This is a genomic window from Wolbachia endosymbiont (group A) of Hylaeus communis, assembly GCF_947251915.1.
GTDB lineage: Bacteria > Pseudomonadota > Alphaproteobacteria > Rickettsiales > Anaplasmataceae > Wolbachia > Wolbachia pipientis.
The window spans coordinates 994,056-1,012,036 of sequence record NZ_OX366396.1 but is presented as its reverse complement, the minus strand read 5'-3'; the positions used below and the strand labels follow the sequence as shown (position 1 = coordinate 1,012,036).

Genomic DNA, 17,981 nt, shown 5'->3' with positions numbered 1-17,981 from the left:
CTGCTATAAATTTGTTTGATCTAGAATTAAAGATTACCAAACACCTAAAATAATGCAATAGAGTCTTTATGTGTTGATAGAAAGGCCTTCGAGGGTAGGAATTGCCTGGCAAACTCTTAATTCTTGATTTAAAAAAGACTTTCCAAAGACTCCCCAAATCTAATATGTAATTGCTGTAGGCTGCATTTAGTAATATAATCTCATATTAAATAAGACTTTACTTAAGTTTATGCTAGATTCTCCGCTAATTTTGACAGCCATTCTTATATTTTTCATTTTTACGTTGTCATTCTTTTTTATAAGAAAGATATTTGGGTCAACAAATAAGAAGATAATAAAATCCTTTAGGAAAATTGTTCAGCAAATAAATGCATTAGAAACAGAAATGCAGAGCTTATCTGATGAGGAGCTTGCTGGTAAAACTGAAGAATTCAATCGAGAATTGAAAAATGGGAAAACGTTAAATGATCTTCTCGTACCTGCATTTGCAGTTGTGCGTGAAGCCTCTCGAAGATTTCTTAACATGAGGCACTTTGATGTTCAACTGATTGGTGGAATGGTGCTCCACAATGGCATGATATCAGAAATGAAAACAGGAGAGGGAAAGACACTCGTTGCAACTTTAGCAGCATATCTAAATTCCTTAGAAGGGAAAGGCGTACATGTCGTAACTGTTAACGACTATCTTGCAAAACGAGACACAGAGTGGATGAGCAAATTATATAATTCTCTTGGGGTTTCTGTTGCGTTTATTACGAATAACTTGACAGACGAAGAGAGGAAAGAGGCTTACAGTGCAGATATCGTGTATTCCACAAATAACGAGCTTGCCTTTGATTACCTGCGAGACAATATGAAATTTTCTCAAGAAGACATGGTTCAGAGAGGCTTTCACTACGGAATAGTTGATGAAGTGGACTCAATACTCATTGATGAAGCTCGCACTCCGCTTATTATTTCTGGCCCGGGTGAGGAAAACAATCAGATATATAAGCATATCAATAAAATAGTAACCAAATTAGTTGACTCCGATTATGAAGTAGATGAAAAAGGTAGAACGGTATTCTTGACTGAAGATGGTATTTCACGAGTGGAGGAACTACTAAGGTCATACAATCTCATTCCTGAAAATTCCTCGCTCTATGATACTGACAGCATGATAATGACTCATTATATAGACCAAGCATTACGTGCATATAAGCTGTTTACTGCTGATAAAGATTATATAGTAAAGGATGGCAAGGTAGTGATTATTGATGAATTTACTGGGCGTATGATGGAGGGCAGGAGATATTCCGATGGTCTTCATCAGGCACTTGAAGCGAAGGAGAATCTTGAAATTCAGCATGAAAACCAAACTTTAGCATCGGTCACATTTCAGAATTACTTTCGTATGTACAATAAACTTTCCGGAATGACGGGAACAGCAGCAACAGAGGCAGAAGAGTTTCGTGATATATACAGATTAAATGTAGTAAAAATTCCAACCAATGTACCTGTAAAAAGAGTTGATATTGATGATGAAATTTACGGTACAGAAAAGGAAAAATTTAATGCTGTGTTGAAGTTTATAGAAGAATGCTACAAACGCCTTCAACCGGTCCTTGTTGGCACGGTGAGCATCGAAAACTCTGAGAAGCTTTCTGCGCTTTTGCAAAGCCATTCTCTTAAGCATTCAGTATTAAATGCTCGTTATCATGAACAAGAGGCGTACATAATAGCGCAAGCTGGAGTGCCAGGTAGTATCACTATAGCAACTAACATGGCAGGACGTGGAACTGATATTCAGCTTGGTGGAAATGCTGAAATGATTGCAAAGGTGGAGCTAAAGAAGATAAAAAATGCTGATGAAAGAGAAAAAAAATACCAAGAAATAGTTGAAAGAGTAAAAAAAGATAAGGAAATTGCTATAAAAGCTGGTGGTTTATGTGTGGTTGGAACCGAAAGACATGAAAGCAGGAGAATAGATGATCAATTACGCGGCCGTTCTGGTCGTCAGGGGGATCCTGGACTTTCTAAGTTCTTTTTATCGCTCGAAGATGACCTAATGAGAATATTTGGCTCTGATAGAATGAGAAGTTTTTTACAAAAAGTAGGGCTAAAGAATAACGAAGCTATTCATCATCCATGGATCAATAAGGCACTCGAGAAAGCACAAAAGAAAGTTGAAGCTAGAAACTATGACGTGCGGAAATCTCTACTTAAGTTTGATGACGTAATCAACAACCAACGTAAAGTTATTTTTAAGCAGAGAAACAATATCTTAGGCAACGAAATTAATGATTTACTTGAAGTATATAGCGAAGTAAATGAGAGCGTAATAGAAGGTATAGTCCAAAGTGGCTATTATGAGGATTATATTGAAGATATAGTCAAAGAATTCCATACAAGGTATGGAATAACGCTTGATAAAGAAGATTTAGCAAAGTTTTTAAACAAACAAGAAGCTTTGGATTATATAAATGATAAGATACAAGAATTTTTTACTGAGAAAGAAAAATATTTCAACAGTCAGCACACTACAGATTTGTGGAATACGATCGTGAAGCAAATGATGATAATGACACTTGATCATTTATGGAGGGAACACCTTTCAGTTCTAGAGAGCCTAAGACAAAGCATAAGCCTACGTGCCATGGGGCAGAAAGATCCACTGAATGAATTTAAACGCGAAGCTTTCTTGATGTTTGAGTCAATGCTTGAAAAATGGAAGGAACTCACCATTCACCGCCTAGCGCACTTTAAGTTGGCAGATAACCAAGAGATAGGCAATAGGTTACATTCTGCTAGAAATAGCAGACTTCCCAAAGTCTCAAGAAACGACAAGTGCCCTTGTAATTCTGGAAAGAAGTACAAACACTGCCACGGCGCGGTTACTGTGGTGAATTAATAATTATGGTTGTACAGTTTGTTTATTTCCATCAACATTACTGCAGCTAACCTCACTTAGCTTACTGTTTAATGAATGCTCTGATGACTTATATGCAACCCCATAGGAAATTCCACCAACGATCAGTGCAGATGCCACAGTAATTCCAACTATTGCTAGTGCAGGTAATGCAGTAGCATAAATGAGTGCTAATGGAGCAACAATGGCAGCTAATATACCTACAGTAATTCCTGCTGTTATAGCTTTAGGTCTATGAATAAATGATGGATCTGCACCATAATTTAGCAGAAGTTTCGCTACTTTTGGATGTTGATAATTTAGTCTTGGATGTTCACCATGGGTGTAATAAACAGCATAATATAAAGGAGTTCTTCCGTCTTTATCTTGTGCATTAACGTCTGCTCCCTCTTCTAGCAAAACTTCTACTACTTGTGTGTATCCATTCTCAGCAGCATAATGTAAAGGACTTCTTCCATATCTGTCCACTACATTAACATCTGCCTCTTTTTTTATAAGATGTTTTACTACTTCTATATGACCACTATAAGCAGCATAATGCAAAGGAGTCCCTTTATCTTCATTTTGTGCATTAACGTCTGCTCCTTCTTCTAGCAAAACTTCTACTACTTGTGCATGCCCATGCTGAGCAGAATAATGTAAGGAGGTTTTTTCCCATTCATCTTGTACATTAACATTAGCTCCGTTTTTTGTTAAGTATCTTACTACTTTTTCATAGCCATTTTCAGCTGCTATAAGTAATAAATTGCACTTGAGCACTGTAAACGTGTAATTTATATCAAATTCGTTTTTTTTCCACTCATCATATATAAGTTGATTTTCCTGCTGCAGCTTATCTTTAATTCTATCAATTAAATTTTCCTTACTCAGATCTGGACTACTGTTGACTTCTTGTAGTATTAACCTTAATGTCATTTCCTTCTCCAAGATATAAAATTTTATTATGGCATATGGAGTGGATTATGTCAATGAAAAACTAAGAAACTGGTTCTTCTTTTTTTCTATAGCTTTAGGTTTACCTACAATTTGAAAAACAACAAATTCGTCATTCCGCTACTCGTTAGCGCCGCGGCGGTATGATGTAGGGAAACCTTTCTTGGGTTAGCTATAAAGTTAAAATTCGACCAGGGCAGCCGCAATAAGGTAGCAAACGCCATCATGTCTTTAGGAGAGTTTGCTAATGAAGGCTCTTAAGTTGACGCCATTGCCTGAACGGATACGCCAATTTTTATGTTCATTTGTAACCGTCTATTATTTTACACCCCAGTCTTTTTCAAATATTGCTAGCCCTTGGTCAGTAAGTGGGTGATTAATTAATTGTCTAAGTACTTTTGCTGGCACAGTAATTGAATCAGCACCAAGCCTTGCAGCTTCTATTACATGCGCTGGGCTTCTCACTGATGCAACAAGAACTTTAGTATCAAAACCGTAATTAGAATATATAGTACATATATCTTCTATTAGCGATAAGCCATCATAGCTTATATCATCAAGGCGACCAACAAAGGGGGAAATAAAACAAGCACCGACCTTAGCGGCAAGCAGTGCTTGTCCAGGAGAAAAACATAATGTGATGTTAACAGGTATTTTATGCTCTGTCCATAACTTTTTACAAGAAATTAATCCTTCATGTGTAAGAGGTAATTTGATCACAACATTATCAGCAATTTTTGCTAAATTCAGACCTTCTGTGATCATCTCTTCATGGCTATCTGCAACAACTTCAACACTAACAGGCCCTTTTATAATAGAGCATATTTCACGCACTAAATCCTCGTATTTATCTTTACGCCCGGACTTTGCTATTAAAGAAGGATTAGTTGTTATGCCGTCAATGAACTCCTTTAGTCCTTTAATTTCATTTAAATCAACGCTATCAAGAAAAATTTCCATATTAATCTCCTATAAAAAAAATACCCTTGCAAAATCTTGTCATCCTACCGCTTGACTTACAACCGTATGAACTTCCTGCGTTGTAAACATCAAACAGCCGATAACACAACTGTACAAATATTGAGACATAAGAGTAATTTGTACCAAGAAAAAAGATGTCATCCCAGTGCCCAGACCCCTTAGACAATGTACCATCTTTTGATTTTGTCCATTCTGGGCGGGGTTTTCAAGTTCTTTGATCTTAAATACTACATCTACTTTATCAAGATCAATGTTGACTTCTTTTACTAATGTTCTAATAAGACTACGTTTGGCTTGCCAATCTAGGTCCGATTTAACACTAGAATAAAAGCCCTTTATGCTATTTGTAATAAGATTCATTTTCTGCCGTATTCCCTTTTACCTTTTTCTTCTCTCCTTCAATCTCTTTTAAACGTTACTTCATTTTTTTTATTGCCTGCTTAAAGTCTTCCTTACTTATAGTTAGTGCATACTTTGTTGCCGTAAAAACTTCTTGTACCCAAACAATTGTAATAAGTATACACAATCTTTGTCAACTATTTTCGGCACTGGTATATTGACCTTACCCAGAAAAAGTGGAGAGAAAGAAAGGAGTTTTTTCGGGTAAAATAAAATTTTGGAGGATTAGAAATGGCAAGGGAATATACGGCAGAATTCAAATTGGAAGCTGTTAAGCTGGCAAATGAACAAAGAAAGGTAGGTCAACCAGTTGCAAAAGTAGCAAGAGATCTAGGAATAAGGGATAGTGTATTAGGAAAATGGATGAAGAAATATAACGAAAAAAAGTCAGCGGCAAATGCATTTCCAGGTAGAGGTAACATGGCTCCTTACGACAAAGAGAGGTTTGATTTACAAAGCAAGAGTAACAAGGGAAAGAGACATTTAAAAAAAAGCCCTGGCCAGTCAAAAAGAGTAAAATATTTTTTTATATAGTAACTGCTATAAAGTACAGGAATTATGTAGGATTTTCTGCTAGTGGCTACTATAAGTGGACCACAAGAAAAATAAGCAGTAGAGAATCAGCAAATAAAGAGCTACTCGAAGCTATTCAAAAAATATATCAAGTTTCTAAATGTAGATATGGAGCTCCTAAAATTCATGCTGAATTGAAGGCTTTGGGTAAAAGTTGCAACTTAAAAACAGTGCAAAGTATTATGCAGAAAAATGGTATTCAGGCTATATTGAGAAGAAAATTTAAAATTAAAAAACAACAAACAGATAATAGAGCTGTAGCTCCCAATATACTAGATCAAAACTTTATTGTTGATCAACCAAATAAAGTATGGGATTACTTACATCAAAACCAAGGAGGGATGGCTATATTTGGCAGCAATAATTCTCACGTATGGTAGTTAATGAGTAGTGCAATAAATAAACAATTGGTTATGAACTCTTTATTAATGGCCATTAATAGGCGTAAACCTGTTAAAAATCTACTATTACATAGTGATCAAGGTTCACAATATACTTTGCAAGGTTATCAATATCTCTTATCCATAAAAAACATAGATGAATCATAAAGGTTGTTGTTACGACAATTCTGTTGTGGAAAGCTTCTTCAGTTCTCTAAAAAGGGAGTTACCAATAGACACCTCTCGGCACTCTAAACAGCATATCAAAACTGCTATATTTGAATATATAGAAATTTTTTATAACAAACAACGTCACTATTAACTATTGCATTCCAGAACAATTTGATGCATCATTCTTTTTGTAAAAAACATTCCAAACTTTCTCTCCACTTTTTCTGGGTAAGGTCAGATACTATAAACTATAAAAAAATTTCTCCGATAGTTCATATAGCAAGTATAGCTCTTTCCATAAAAGTCCGGATGTGATAGGATAAGGGTAGATGATGATAAGGAGGTTGAATGCCAGCAGCATATAGTTATGATTTAAGAAAAAAAGCAATGGAAGCGCTAGACGAAGGAGAAAGCAGAGAAACAGTGGCAGCAAGATTTAAGATTGGACGAACTACTTTATGGGAGTGGCAGCAAAGAAGAAAAGAAACAGGAGACTTTCAATCAAAAAAACTTGGAAATGGGGGTTACAATCACAAAATTACCGACTGGGATACCTTTGCCAAATTTGCCAGAGAACACGGAGGAAAGACTCTATCGGAAATGGCTAAACTTTGGAACAACGTTAGTATCCAAACGATCTATCGAGCCCTTAAAAAAATTGAATTTACGCGCAAAAAAAGACATATGGATACAAGGAAAGAAACGAAGAAAAACGTGCTGAATTTTTGAAAATTATAGCGACAAAAGAACCTAAAAACTTAGTGTATATAGATGAGTCTGGCATTGATAACACCGAAGACTACCCCTACGGATATTGCCAGAAAGGACAGCGGTTTTATGCCTTAAAATCTGGAAAGAAAACTCAACGAATCAGTATGGTTGCAGCCTTAAGTGGAAGAAAGATAGTTGTTCCGTTAACCTTTGAAGGCCACTGTAATATGGATGTTTTTAATGGATGGTTTGAGCAATTTTTGACACCGATCTTGGAACCTGGACAGACTGTCATTCTTGACAATGCTACTTTTCATAAGTCTGATAAGATTATCGAGCTTGCTAAAGGGGTTGGTGCAGAAATTTTGTATCTGCCGCCTTATTCTCCAGATTTCAACAAAATTGAGCATCATTGGTTTGCTATAAAAAACAGAGCCAGGAAAAACATTCCTCTATTCGAATCCTTTCGTCGTGCTGTTGATTCTGCCTTCCTATGACCTGTTCGGACTATTATGAGAAATGCTATATGAGGTTGTCCGGAAACAAGTAAATTCAAGCATATTCCCTCTTTAACATAACCCTACTCATAGCTAGGTATATGAAATTCTCAGTGGATGTTGTGAGTAAATCATACTCCTTCGATAGCCTTCTATTCCTATTAACCCAAGCAAAAGTCCTTTCTACAACCCATCTTCTTGGCTGTACTTTAAACCCTTGTTCTCTTGTTGGTAGTAGCTCAGGTGGCGTATCTTTGTGCACCCAAAATCTACATGTAGGCCTTTTAACAATTTCAATATCTATGTCATATTCTTCCTTTATGTGATTCTTTAAATTTCTTCCTTGGTATCCCATGTCAGCCCACATTTTTTTAACTTTAGTATATTTTGTTCTCATATTGTTTAATGCTATTTTAATACCATCTCTATCATTTTCGTTAGCAGCGCCTACGTAACAACCTAGTATAAAACCCTGAGTGTCTGTAATTATATGCCTTTTTCTACCCTTTACTTTTTTACTTCCATCATAGCCTTTGATCCCCCCTTTTCTGTAGTCTTTACAGATTGACTATCTACTATACAGGCACTCGGCTGCTCATTCCTTCCTATTTTTCTTCTACTATATTTTGTAATTTCATAATTCATTTTCTCAAAAATTCCCTGCTTCTTCCATTGCCTGAACTGCTCATACACAGTCTTCCATAGCGGAAAATCATTTGGTAAATACCGCCATTGACACCCTGTACGCAATACATAGAAAATTGCTTCTAATATTTCTCTTTTGCTATACTTTGGCGGCCTTCCTCCTTTCTTGTATGATACTCTGAAGTGTTTTTCTATTCTTGCCCATTCCCTTTCGCTTAGATCTGTTGGATACTTTTTTCTCATCTTTACCCCGTACTAAAATTTCAGATATTATAGCCTTTTACTTGTTTCCGGACAACCTCTAAATTTGAGTAAAAGAAATTTCACTACCACTCACTAATCTGGCTAAAATTCAAGAATTTCAATGCTTTAGCTATTTTCAATAGAATTAAATTTATTAATATAAATAACAAATTACTATTCTTAAATTTGATCAGATTGATTGCAAAAAAACAAGATTTTCAATAAGTTGCTTATAATCCTAATTATAGTTAGCCTTTCATAAGTAGCGATGCAACAAAGCCATCCCAGTGTCAAGCACTGGGATGACACCTTTATGTTTGAGGCAAAACCGGCCATAGCATTTAACACACTGCCTTCGCAAAATGTTCGTACAGTTGTTCGTTACGTGCTGGAATGACAAGGTGGAGTGTCTTTAGATGTCATCCAAGTAGCTGACACTGGGATCTAAAAAATTTAATTTATATATAAAGTTTGTTTAAACTATTTTCAAAACAGATAAAATATAATTTTACAATTAGCGTAAATAAAATGAATTATGATGTAATCATTTCAGGTGGTGGGTTACTTGGTCTTATTACTGCCATTGGCCTCAGTTGTGACTCTGTGTCTGTAGCTGTGATTGAAAAAAATAGTCTACCACGTGTAGTAGATGATAATCGAGCATTTGCTATTTCTCAAGGCTCGAAAAAAATATTGGAAAAGTTAGGGATTTGGCAGTTTGTGGAAAGTGAAGCTGAGCCAATACTTGATATATGCATATTAGATGCGGTTACTGTGCATTACAATCATAAAATGGTTAGCGAAGAGCCAATGGGTTATGTTATCAACAATGCTACTATATGGAATGCAATCAACAATAATTTTCTAAATAAACTGAATATATACTCTCCACATTCCTATAAAACAATTGCTTGTGATTCAGGATATGTGGAAGTGATTCTTGATAATAACCAGGAATTAATATCATCGCTACTTATCTGTGCTGAAGGCAAAAACTCTAAATTACCAGAGTTATTTTCTATACCGACAGTGAAATTTGACTATAAACAAAGTAGCATAGTATTTAATGTAAAGCATGAACTGCATCACCAAAACTTAGCTGTGGAGCGTTTTTTCCCTGGCGGTCCATTTGCAATTCTACCGATGAAGGGTGGCTATACTTCTTCGATAGTTTGGACAGAAAAATCTGAAATTTCAAAAATGCTAATGGATCTGTCTGAAGAAGAATTTATTATAGAGCTTAAAAAAAGATTTGGTTCTTATTTAGGAGAGATAAAATTAGAGGGTGAAAGAAAACTTTATCCTTTAAGTTTTGCTTTCGCAAAAAAGTTATATAAGGGTAGAGTTTTGCTTATCGGCGATGCAGCACATTCAATTCATCCAGTTGCAGGTCAAGGGCTTAATCTTGGAATTAGAGATGTAGAAAGTGTTATAAAGCACGTAGTTGCTGCAAAAGCGGCTGGTACTGATGTTGGCAGTAGTTATTTATTAAAGAAAATTTCACGTAACAGATACTTTGATAATTTTACAATGGCGCTTGCAACTGATGGATTAAATAGGATGTTTTCCAACAGAATATTCTGCGCTAAAGCACTAAGAAATCTTGGCTTGATTGCAGTTGAAAATTCAAATTTCCTCAAAAAACGCTTCATTCGGCATGCTATGGGATTTATATAAATCACTATTTTATAGTTAATGCAAGTCAGGTTTCCCACGTCATACCGCCGCGGTATCTTGGCCGCTAACACGTAGCGGGATGACGAATGTATCTGTTTAGCAGTTGTGTTAAAAGTCAATAGAAAAATTGATGTAGCTGTGGATAAGTACTTTTATCTGTATAAACGTGCTTATCCACAGCTATACTGGCTCTTAGATAGAAACAGACAGAGAGTTGTATTCCTCAGTAAAAACCCTGTCATCTCTGACTAAAGAGTTAGCAAGAATAAGCAATTTCCTCATGGCAGCAGTGGAAGCAATTTTATATGGCTTTTTATATTGACTATATAATCTAGTAAAGAAAGGTTTGATATAGGAATTAGGGGGGGGGGAGGGGGGGATGTATGGTCCCAGAGTGTGATGGTATGATAAAATATGAGAAAACAATACCATCAAAGGAGGAATTATGGGACAAATATTACATGGGTGCGCCAAAACAACAGAGACAATTCGTAGAGCAATACAAAATAGTAAAGAGAGCATAGCAAAACTCTCCAGGTACTATAACCTTAATCCAAAAACTATCATTAAATGGAGAAAACGGTCTTTTGCCAAAGACGCTGATATGGGTCCGAAGCATGCAAGATCAACTGTTTTAACTTTAGAAGAGGAGGCTGTAATTGTTGCATTTCGTAAGCATACTCTATTGCCATTAGATGATTGTCTCTACGCTTTGCAAACCTCAATCCCACACTTGACTCGCTCTAGTCTACATCGTTGCTTACAGAGGCACAGCATTAGCAGACTACCAGATGTTGATGGCGAAGTTAAACCAAAAAAGAAATTCAAACAATATCCTATAGGCTATTTCCATATTGATATTGCAGAAGTCAGAACAGAAGAAGGAAAGTTATATTTGTTTGTTGCAATAGATAGAACATCCAAATTTACGTATGTTGAGTTGCATAAAAGTGCTACAAAGCCTATAGCTGCTGAGTTTCTACGTAATTTGATTAAAATTTTACCATATAAAATCCACACTATTTTGACAGATAACAGTGTACAATTTACCAACCAAAAACTCCATAAATACGCTTTTCAACATATATTTGATAGAGCTTGTGAAGAAAATGACATTGAACACCGTCTAACAAAAGTTAGCCATCCTTGGACAAATGGGCAAGTTGAGCGTATGAACAAAACTTTAAAGAATGCCACTGTTAAGAAGTATTACTATCAGTCTCACCAGCAACTCAAAGAGCATCTTTATGACTTTGTTATGGCCTACAATTATGCTAAAAGACTCAAAACTCTTAAGGGTCTTACACCTTTTGAGTTTATATCTTTACAGTGGACAAAATCTCCTGAATTGTTCATACTAAATCCACACCATCACACTCTGGGACCATACACTCCCTGTGTTTCGTAATATTATACAATCAAATTGATAAAAGCTGTATTATCTCCTTGCAGCATTAAGTGTATATTTTTTGCTATTTTTTCCACTAAGGGAGTAACATTATCAAAATTTGAAAATTTTGATAACACATAATCTGCTAAGCTTCTTTGATCTTCAGGTCTACCCACTCCAAATCTCAAGCGCCAATAATCGTTGCCAATAAAACTATCTATGGATTTAAGTCCATTATGTCCAGCAGAGCTACCACCTTTCTTTATTTTTATTCTTCCAAGTTCCAAATCAGCGTCATCGTGTATGACAACAATATTATCTAGCGATAATTTGTAAAAATTTCGTATTTTTGCAACAGGGATGCCTGAATTATTCATAAATGAATAAGGCTTTATTAACATGATTTTATTATCATTAATTATGCCAGAGGTTATTAGATAATCGGCTTTTTTAGAGAACGACTGGAAATTCCAATATTTGCAAATTGTATCAACTACGATGAAGCCGATATTATGATAAGTTAACTCATATTGACCACCAGGGTTACCAAGCCCAACTATCAGGTGCACTATTCCTCTGTTTCTGCTTGAGGTTCTTCAACGTCACTATCGGCAGCAGAAATTGTAACAATGGTAAAATTTTCTTCTTCATGAGCTACAAACTTAACACCTTCTGGTAATTTTACATCATTAATATGTATAGACTGGCCAATCATTTTACCGGATAAATCAACTTCAATAACCTGAGGTATTTTATCAGGAGAGCATTTAACAGCAATAGAACGACACAAAACATTAAGCACTCCACCTAATTTGATTCCTGGAGCTTTACTTTCATTCACAAATGATAGAGGTATGTCTATTTTAATTTCACTGCCTTTATCAACAAACTGAAAATCAACATGTTGCACAGTATCCTTTACTACATGCAATTTGATATCGCGAACAAGAGCATATTCCTTTTTGCCCGAAATATTCAGCTCTATCAAATGTGCAGAAAGAGAGCCTGACTTATATTGCTTTGTGAATTCCTTTGCAGACAATGTCAAATTTACATTATCATGGCCCTTTCCATATATGATTCCAGGGATGTTTCCTTTCTTCCTTAGAGAATGCATCGCTTTTGTTTTTGTTATATCACGTAACTCTGCATTAATTGTTACTATTTCCTGTTGCGTCATCGGTTACTCCTATTCAGCTAATCCTTTTAATATAATTTAATAATAATATAACATAAAAATATTTATTTCAAACTTCATTCTTTCATACTAATTGTTTGTGAAAGGATTTATTTAGATATATATTTAAGCTTATTTAACAAGAACTATGGGCATTGATGATAAAGTAGTTTTTAGGATTTATAAACCAACAAAAACTGCAACACAATCTGGTTTAGGTAATACAAATTTCTGGCACCTGAAAATTGAATCTGGCTCTTACTACATTGAACCTTTAATGGGGTGGGTTGGCTCAAAAGATCCAAAAAAACAGATTGTATTAAAGTTTGATTCTCTTGAAAAAGCAGTATTCTACGCAAAAAAACGCAACGTTAAATACATAATTGAAATGCCAAAAAATGTTAAGAGGCTGCCAAAATCTTACGCAAGCAATTTCATACTAAAGTAAGTTGCACAACAAATGGTGTTATGCAAGTAGCTGACACTGCTCTCCTTTGTCATCCCAGTGCCCAGACACTGGGATCCAGGAATTTTATTAAGTTGGTAAGCATAAAAATAGCTGTTTTACGTTAAAATACAATGTTTTTGATGATTATGGAAAGGCTGGATCCCAGTGTCAAGCACTGGGATGACACCATTTGTTGTAAACTCACTTTTACTCTATGGTTATACTACCTTGCCGCTATCCTGAACGGATACAAAGTAAGTTTTATTGTGATGTGCTCATCTGTAAAAAATAAGACTTAATCTCACTGTTGATCATGGATTTTAAGTTGTGCTAGCACACTGCGGCCATTTAGAGAGTCAAGATTTTTAACCTGGCTAGCCAGTATTAAAGAGTTATTTTTCAGGTATTTCTTTACAAGGCTTGCAAGTCTTTTTGGATTATTCAAATAGCTCCATTCTGCTTGTAAAACTTTTATATCACTTTGTACTAAATTAATTTCACTTTTTATTTTTATTAGCTCTCTATTTAACGACTGAACATGTAATTTTACCTTAAATAGTCCTACAATGCTAAGAAAAAACATAACTATTGAGATGATGCAGAAAGTTCTCACGACAACCTCTGTATAGCTCTTAGTTTTGCTGAGCGTGAACGCGGATTTGCACTTACTTCTTCTATACTTGCTTCGATCACTTTTTTATTTAGAAGAGAGAATGTCTTGCAATCAGTAGCACATAAATCTTTAAAAAAAGTTTTGACTATACGATCTTCTAAGGAATGAAAGGTGACGACAATTAATTTGCCATTCTCACTTAAAATCTCAGATGCAGCTTTAATACCCTTTTCAAGTTCTCCCAGCTCATCGTTTACCCATATTCTGATTGCCTGAAATGTTCTGGTTGCAGGATCAATTTTGCTTTTTCCACGAAATACCACGGAACGTACAATATCCGCAAGCTCAAATGTAGTTTTGATAGTTTTCTTCTTCCGTGCATTTATTATTGCTCTTGCAATTTTGCGAGAATGACGTTCGCCTCCGTAGTTATATATAGTATTTGCGATTTCTTCTTCGCGTAAAGCGTTAACAAACGTTGAAGCGTTTATATAAGAAGAGTTATCCATGCTCATATCGAGTGGACCATCATGTAAAAATGAGAACCCTCTATCTCCGTTATCAAGCTGCATAGATGAAACTCCGATGTCAAAAACTATTCCATCGATACCTTCAATATTGTTGCTATCTAATAAATTTTTAATATTACTAAACTTCTCAATGAATAGTTTTATTCTATCTGGATATCTAACGCTTAAATCATCATAAAACTTAGTTACCGTTTCATCTCTATCAATTGCATATACTTTGCAATCAGCTGACTCCAATATTGCTTTGCTATACCCTCCAGCTCCAAATGTGGCGTCCACGTATATGCCACCATCCTGCGGTGATAGTAGTGATAGCATCTCTTTTAACAAAACTGGAGTGTGTGTCATATCAAAAAATTTAAGTACAGTTGGTGTAGATATCCTACTCTACTCTACTCTTCACATCAATTTTATTTATGTACATAGATTTTCTTGCCAAAATATGGTATCTTATCGGAATATATGAGCAATAATATTAAAATCAAGGTTTAATATTGTTAATATAATATTCACATAACGTTCACATTTTTTTTTATATATAAGATCAAACAGGCTATAGGGAAATTATGCAGCAAATAACAAAAGTAATATTTTCAAGTTTGATTTGTAACACTTTATTGTGGTATGACCACATGCTTTTTGGCCACTTAATAAACATAATAGGTGGTGTGTTTTTTCCATCGGATGATCAACTAACCAGCGTATTGAAGGCTTTTGGAGTGTTTGCAGTGGGTTTCTTAATGAGACCAGTCGGTGCTGCTATATTTGGTCACATTGGTGATAAACATGGCAGAAGAGTTGCCTTATTGCTCTCGATTATATTAATGACTTTATCAACCGTATTAATTGCTTTTGTTCCAGGTTATCAAAGCATTGGAATACTAGCGTCAATGCTGGTAGTGTGTTTAAGATTATTGCAGGGTATATCTCTTGGAGGAGAAGCAGGAAATGCACCATTTTTAATAGAACATGCTCCTAAAAACAAAAAAGGATTTTTTGGCAGCATTGAAGTATTAAGCGCAATTTTTGGTTCAGTATTAAGCTTGATAGCGGTACTCATATGCAAAAAAGTATCTGATTTTGAATCTTGGGGGTGGAGATTACCTTTCATTTTCAGTTTAGCAATGGGATTAATCAGCATATATATGAGATATATACTTGATGAAAGCCCAGAGTATAAAAGACAAAAAATCCGTCTAAATTGCCATTAAAAGAGTTATTAAACAATTACAAAAAGCCTGTTCTAATATCAATAGGTATTGACTTGGTTGAAAATGCGTCTCTCTATATATATTTGGTCTTTTTCAATGTGCTTACGAATAAAATATTAACAGTAAATACTCATTTTAATCATATAGTGGAAATACTGAGTCAAATTGCACTTGGAGGATTGACAATATTGTTTGCAATACTTTCTGATAAGGTAGGAAGAGAAAAAGTTATGAAGTTTGCATTTATAGCTTTTGTAATAGTGAGTTATCCAGTTTTTTCAATGTTATGTAGTGGCAATTAGAGGTTGTCCGGAAACAAGTAAAAGGCTATAATATCTGAAATTTTAGTACGGGGTAAAGATGAGAAAAAAGTATCCAACAGATCTAAGCGAAAGGGAATGGGCAAGAATAGAAAAACACTTCAGAGTATCATACAAGAAAGGAGGAAGGCCGCCAAAGTATAGCAAAAGAGAAATATTAGAAGCAATTTTCTATGTATTGCGTACAGGGTGTCAATGGCGGTATTTACCAAATGATTTTCCGCTATGGAAGACTGTGTATGAGCAGTTCAGGCAATGGAAGAAGCAGGGAATTTTTGAGAAAATGAATTATGAAATTACAAAATATAGTAGAAGAAAAATAGGAAGGAATGAGCAGCCGAGTGCCTGTATAGTAGATAGTCAATCTGTAAAGACTACAGAAAAGGGGGGATCAAAGGCTATGATGGAAGTAAAAAAGTAAAGGGTAGAAAAAGGCATATAATTACAGACACTCAGGGTTTTATACTAGGTTGTTACGTAGGCGCTGCTAACGAAAATGATAGAGATGGTATTAAAATAGCATTAAACAATATGAGAACAAAATATACTAAAGTTAAAAAAATGTGGGCTGACATGGGATACCAAGGAAGAAATTTAAAGAATCACATAAAGGAAGAATATGACATAGATATTGAAATTGTTAAAAGGCCTACATGTAGATTTTGGGTGCACAAAGATACGCCACCTGAGCTACTACCAACAAGAGAACAAGGGTTTAAAGTACAGCCAAGAAGATGGGTTGTAGAAAGGACTTTTGCTTGGGTTAATAGGAATAGAAGGCTATCGAAGGAGTATGATTTACTCACAACATCCACTGAGAATTTCATATACCTAGCTATGAGTAGGGTTATGTTAAAGAGGGAATATGCTTGAATTTACTAGTTTCCGGACAACCTCTTATAGCTCTTTCCATAAAAGTCCGGATGTGATAGGATAAGGGTAGATGATGATAAGGAGGTTGAATGCCAGCAGCATATAGTTATGATTTAAGAAAAAAAGCAATGGAAGCGCTAGACGAAGGAGAAAGCAGAGAAACAGTGGCAGCAAGATTTAAGATTGGACGAACTACTTTATGGGAGTGGCAGCAAAGAAGAAAAGAAACAGGAGACTTTCAATCAAAAAAACTTGGAAATGGGGGTTACAATCACAAAATTACCGACTGGGATACCTTTGCCAAATTTGCCAGAGAACACGGAGGAAAGACTCTATCGGAAATGGCTAAACTTTGGAACAACGTTAGTATCCAAACGATCTATCGAGCCCTTAAAAAAATTGAATTTACGCGCAAAAAAAGACATATGGATACAAGGAAAGAAACGAAGAAAAACGTGCTGAATTTTTGAAAATTATAGCGACAAAAGAACCTAAAAACTTAGTGTATATAGATGAGTCTGGCATTGATAACACCGAAGACTACCCCTACGGATATTGCCAGAAAGGACAGCGGTTTTATGCCTTAAAATCTGGAAAGAAAACTCAACGAATCAGTATGGTTGCAGCCTTAAGTGGAAGAAAGATAGTTGTTCCGTTAACCTTTGAAGGCCACTGTAATATGGATGTTTTTAATGGATGGTTTGAGCAATTTTTGACACCGATCTTGGAACCTGGACAGACTGTCATTCTTGACAATGCTACTTTTCATAAGTCTGATAAGATTATCGAGCTTGCTAAAGGGGTTGGTGCAGAAATTTTGTATCTGCCGCCTTATTCTCCAGATTTCAACAAAATTGAGCATCATTGGTTTGCTATAAAAAACAGAGCCAGGAAAAACATTCCTCTATTCGAATCCTTTCGTCGTGCTGTTGATTCTGCCTTCCTATGACCTGTTCGGACTATTATGAGAAATGCTATACTTGCTGGCACACATTCTTTTTATAATTCCAATAGCTGCATCGCTTGGTCCTGTCAGTGCACTTATGTGCGAATTATTTCCAACAAAGGTTCGGTACAGTGGATTTGGTTTATCAAGAAATATAGCTGCTGGATTTTTTGGCGGCCTTGCACCATTTATATGCACAACAATTATCAAGGTTACAGGACAAGAGACTTCAGCTAGTTTTTACATGATTTTCTGTGCATTAATTGGGCTAGTTGCTATATCGCAAATTAAGGGTGAGCTTTCTTCAAAATCACCCAAAGTAAACCAAGTATAGTTGCAGTATAGCAGAATTTAA

General features: G+C 35.5%; 14 protein-coding genes and 4 pseudogenes. 10 read left to right on the top strand and 8 right to left on the bottom strand.

Annotated elements, in window-relative coordinates; translation table 11 throughout:
• Positions 1-229 precede the first annotated feature (229 nt).
• Entirely contained in the window at positions 230-2,890 is a 2,661-nt protein-coding gene (gene secA / locus OPR52_RS05065) for a preprotein translocase subunit SecA (protein ID WP_265037920.1), read from the top strand.
• A 3-nt stretch (positions 2,891-2,893) separates the two neighbouring features.
• Here the strand turns inward: secA and OPR52_RS05060 are convergent, their stop codons facing one another.
• The 3 genes from OPR52_RS05060 to OPR52_RS05050 all read right to left on the bottom strand — a co-directional run bounded on the left by OPR52_RS05060 (position 2,894) and on the right by OPR52_RS05050 (position 5,182).
• Positions 2,894-3,823 carry an ankyrin repeat domain-containing protein gene (locus tag OPR52_RS05060; protein ID WP_265037918.1) on the bottom strand — a complete coding sequence of 310 codons (930 nt, stop codon included), beginning with the start codon at positions 3,821-3,823 and terminating at the stop codon, positions 2,894-2,896.
• A gap of 336 nt (positions 3,824-4,159) precedes the next feature.
• Positions 4,160-4,801: a fructose-6-phosphate aldolase gene (gene fsa, locus OPR52_RS05055; protein ID WP_007552982.1), complete on the bottom strand. Its 642-nt coding sequence runs from the start codon at positions 4,799-4,801 to the stop codon at positions 4,160-4,162.
• A gap of 39 nt (positions 4,802-4,840) precedes the next feature.
• Positions 4,841-5,182: a hypothetical protein gene (locus tag OPR52_RS05050; RefSeq protein ID WP_041573517.1), complete on the bottom strand. Its 342-nt coding sequence runs from the start codon at positions 5,180-5,182 to the stop codon at positions 4,841-4,843.
• A gap of 270 nt (positions 5,183-5,452) precedes the next feature.
• On the opposite strand from OPR52_RS05050, the pseudogene OPR52_RS07890 reads away from it, so the two are divergent.
• A pseudogene (locus tag OPR52_RS07890) lies at positions 5,453-6,539 on the top strand (IS3 family transposase).
• A gap of 154 nt (positions 6,540-6,693) precedes the next feature.
• Positions 6,694-7,553, top strand: a protein-coding gene (locus OPR52_RS05030; protein WP_265037751.1) for an IS630 family transposase whose coding sequence is annotated in 2 segments (ribosomal slippage) — positions 6,694-7,018 and positions 7,018-7,553 — 861 coding nt in all. Because the reading frame shifts where the segments join, the coding sequence is not laid out codon by codon here.
• 55 nt (positions 7,554-7,608) lie between these two features.
• On the opposite strand, the pseudogene OPR52_RS05025 reads toward OPR52_RS05030, so the two are convergent.
• A pseudogene (locus tag OPR52_RS05025) lies at positions 7,609-8,441 on the bottom strand (IS5 family transposase).
• A gap of 528 nt (positions 8,442-8,969) precedes the next feature.
• Here OPR52_RS05025 and ubiH point away from each other — a divergent pair.
• Both ubiH and OPR52_RS05015 read left to right on the top strand, forming a co-directional pair.
• The gene (gene ubiH / locus OPR52_RS05020) at positions 8,970-10,118 is read left to right on the top strand and encodes a 2-octaprenyl-6-methoxyphenyl hydroxylase (RefSeq protein WP_213863120.1); all 1,149 of its coding nucleotides are present in this window, start codon (positions 8,970-8,972) and stop codon (positions 10,116-10,118) included.
• A gap of 445 nt (positions 10,119-10,563) precedes the next feature.
• Complete coding sequence (locus OPR52_RS05015) at positions 10,564-11,526, top strand: IS481-like element ISWpi4 family transposase (protein ID WP_265037916.1); 963 nt, start codon at positions 10,564-10,566, stop codon at positions 11,524-11,526.
• A gap of 2 nt (positions 11,527-11,528) precedes the next feature.
• Here OPR52_RS05015 and pth read toward each other — a convergent pair whose 3' ends face one another.
• Both pth and OPR52_RS05005 read right to left on the bottom strand, forming a co-directional pair.
• Complete coding sequence (gene pth / locus OPR52_RS05010) at positions 11,529-12,077, bottom strand: aminoacyl-tRNA hydrolase (RefSeq protein ID WP_065094970.1); 549 nt, start codon at positions 12,075-12,077, stop codon at positions 11,529-11,531.
• On the bottom strand, positions 12,077-12,688 hold the full coding sequence (locus OPR52_RS05005) for a 50S ribosomal protein L25/general stress protein Ctc (protein ID WP_265037914.1): 612 nt from the start codon (positions 12,686-12,688) through the stop codon (positions 12,077-12,079). The genes pth and OPR52_RS05005 overlap by 1 nt, the downstream gene beginning before the upstream one ends.
• A gap of 145 nt (positions 12,689-12,833) precedes the next feature.
• Between OPR52_RS05005 and OPR52_RS05000 the strand changes: the two genes are divergently transcribed.
• A complete protein-coding gene (locus tag OPR52_RS05000; protein WP_015588813.1) occupies positions 12,834-13,133 on the top strand; it encodes an NADH dehydrogenase ubiquinone Fe-S protein 4 in 300 nt (99 codons plus the stop codon).
• Between the two features lie 301 nt (positions 13,134-13,434).
• On the opposite strand, the gene ftsL is transcribed toward OPR52_RS05000, so the two are convergent.
• Both ftsL and rsmH read right to left on the bottom strand, forming a co-directional pair.
• Entirely contained in the window at positions 13,435-13,746 is a 312-nt protein-coding gene (ftsL, locus tag OPR52_RS04995; protein WP_007548286.1) for a cell division protein FtsL, read from the bottom strand.
• Positions 13,743-14,624 carry a 16S rRNA (cytosine(1402)-N(4))-methyltransferase RsmH gene (gene rsmH, locus OPR52_RS04990; protein ID WP_265037912.1) on the bottom strand — a complete coding sequence of 294 codons (882 nt, stop codon included), beginning with the start codon at positions 14,622-14,624 and terminating at the stop codon, positions 13,743-13,745. Before rsmH ends, ftsL begins: the two co-directional genes overlap by 4 nt.
• 218 nt (positions 14,625-14,842) lie before the next feature.
• Between rsmH and OPR52_RS04985 the strand changes: the two are divergent.
• From OPR52_RS04985 to OPR52_RS07525, 4 genes and pseudogenes are all read left to right on the top strand, one after another.
• Positions 14,843-15,786 (top strand): annotated as a pseudogene (locus OPR52_RS04985) (MFS transporter); the annotation flags it as partial.
• 61 nt (positions 15,787-15,847) lie between these two features.
• Positions 15,848-16,680 (top strand): IS5-like element ISWpi1 family transposase gene (locus OPR52_RS04975; protein WP_265037890.1). Its coding sequence is split into 2 segments (ribosomal slippage): positions 15,848-16,217 and positions 16,217-16,680, totalling 834 coding nucleotides; the frame shifts between segments, so codons are not numbered across the junction.
• An 89-nt stretch (positions 16,681-16,769) separates the two neighbouring features.
• A protein-coding gene (locus OPR52_RS07700) for an IS630 family transposase (RefSeq protein WP_265037751.1) occupies positions 16,770-17,629 on the top strand; the annotation gives its coding sequence in 2 pieces (ribosomal slippage) (positions 16,770-17,094 and positions 17,094-17,629; 861 coding nt in all).
• 28 nt (positions 17,630-17,657) lie between these two features.
• A pseudogene (locus OPR52_RS07525) lies at positions 17,658-17,960 on the top strand (MFS transporter); the annotation flags it as partial.
• Positions 17,961-17,981 lie beyond the last annotated feature (21 nt).

What these genes read in the sequence shown, in the direction of transcription:
- secA (WP_265037920.1), top strand. Translation starts at nt 230, where the DNA reads ATGCTAGATTCTCCGCTAATTTTGACAGCCATTCTTATATTTTTCATT.
- OPR52_RS05060 (WP_265037918.1), bottom strand. Translation starts at nt 3,823, where the DNA reads ATGACATTAAGGTTAATACTACAAGAAGTCAACAGTAGTCCAGATCTG.
- fsa (WP_007552982.1), bottom strand. Translation starts at nt 4,801, where the DNA reads ATGGAAATTTTTCTTGATAGCGTTGATTTAAATGAAATTAAAGGACTA.
- OPR52_RS05050 (WP_041573517.1), bottom strand. Translation starts at nt 5,182, where the DNA reads ATGAATCTTATTACAAATAGCATAAAGGGCTTTTATTCTAGTGTTAAA.
- ubiH (WP_213863120.1), top strand. Translation starts at nt 8,970, where the DNA reads ATGAATTATGATGTAATCATTTCAGGTGGTGGGTTACTTGGTCTTATT.
- OPR52_RS05015 (WP_265037916.1), top strand. Translation starts at nt 10,564, where the DNA reads ATGGGACAAATATTACATGGGTGCGCCAAAACAACAGAGACAATTCGT.
- OPR52_RS05005 (WP_265037914.1), bottom strand. Translation starts at nt 12,688, where the DNA reads ATGACGCAACAGGAAATAGTAACAATTAATGCAGAGTTACGTGATATA.
- OPR52_RS05000 (WP_015588813.1), top strand. Translation starts at nt 12,834, where the DNA reads ATGGGCATTGATGATAAAGTAGTTTTTAGGATTTATAAACCAACAAAA.
- rsmH (WP_265037912.1), bottom strand. Translation starts at nt 14,624, where the DNA reads ATGACACACACTCCAGTTTTGTTAAAAGAGATGCTATCACTACTATCA.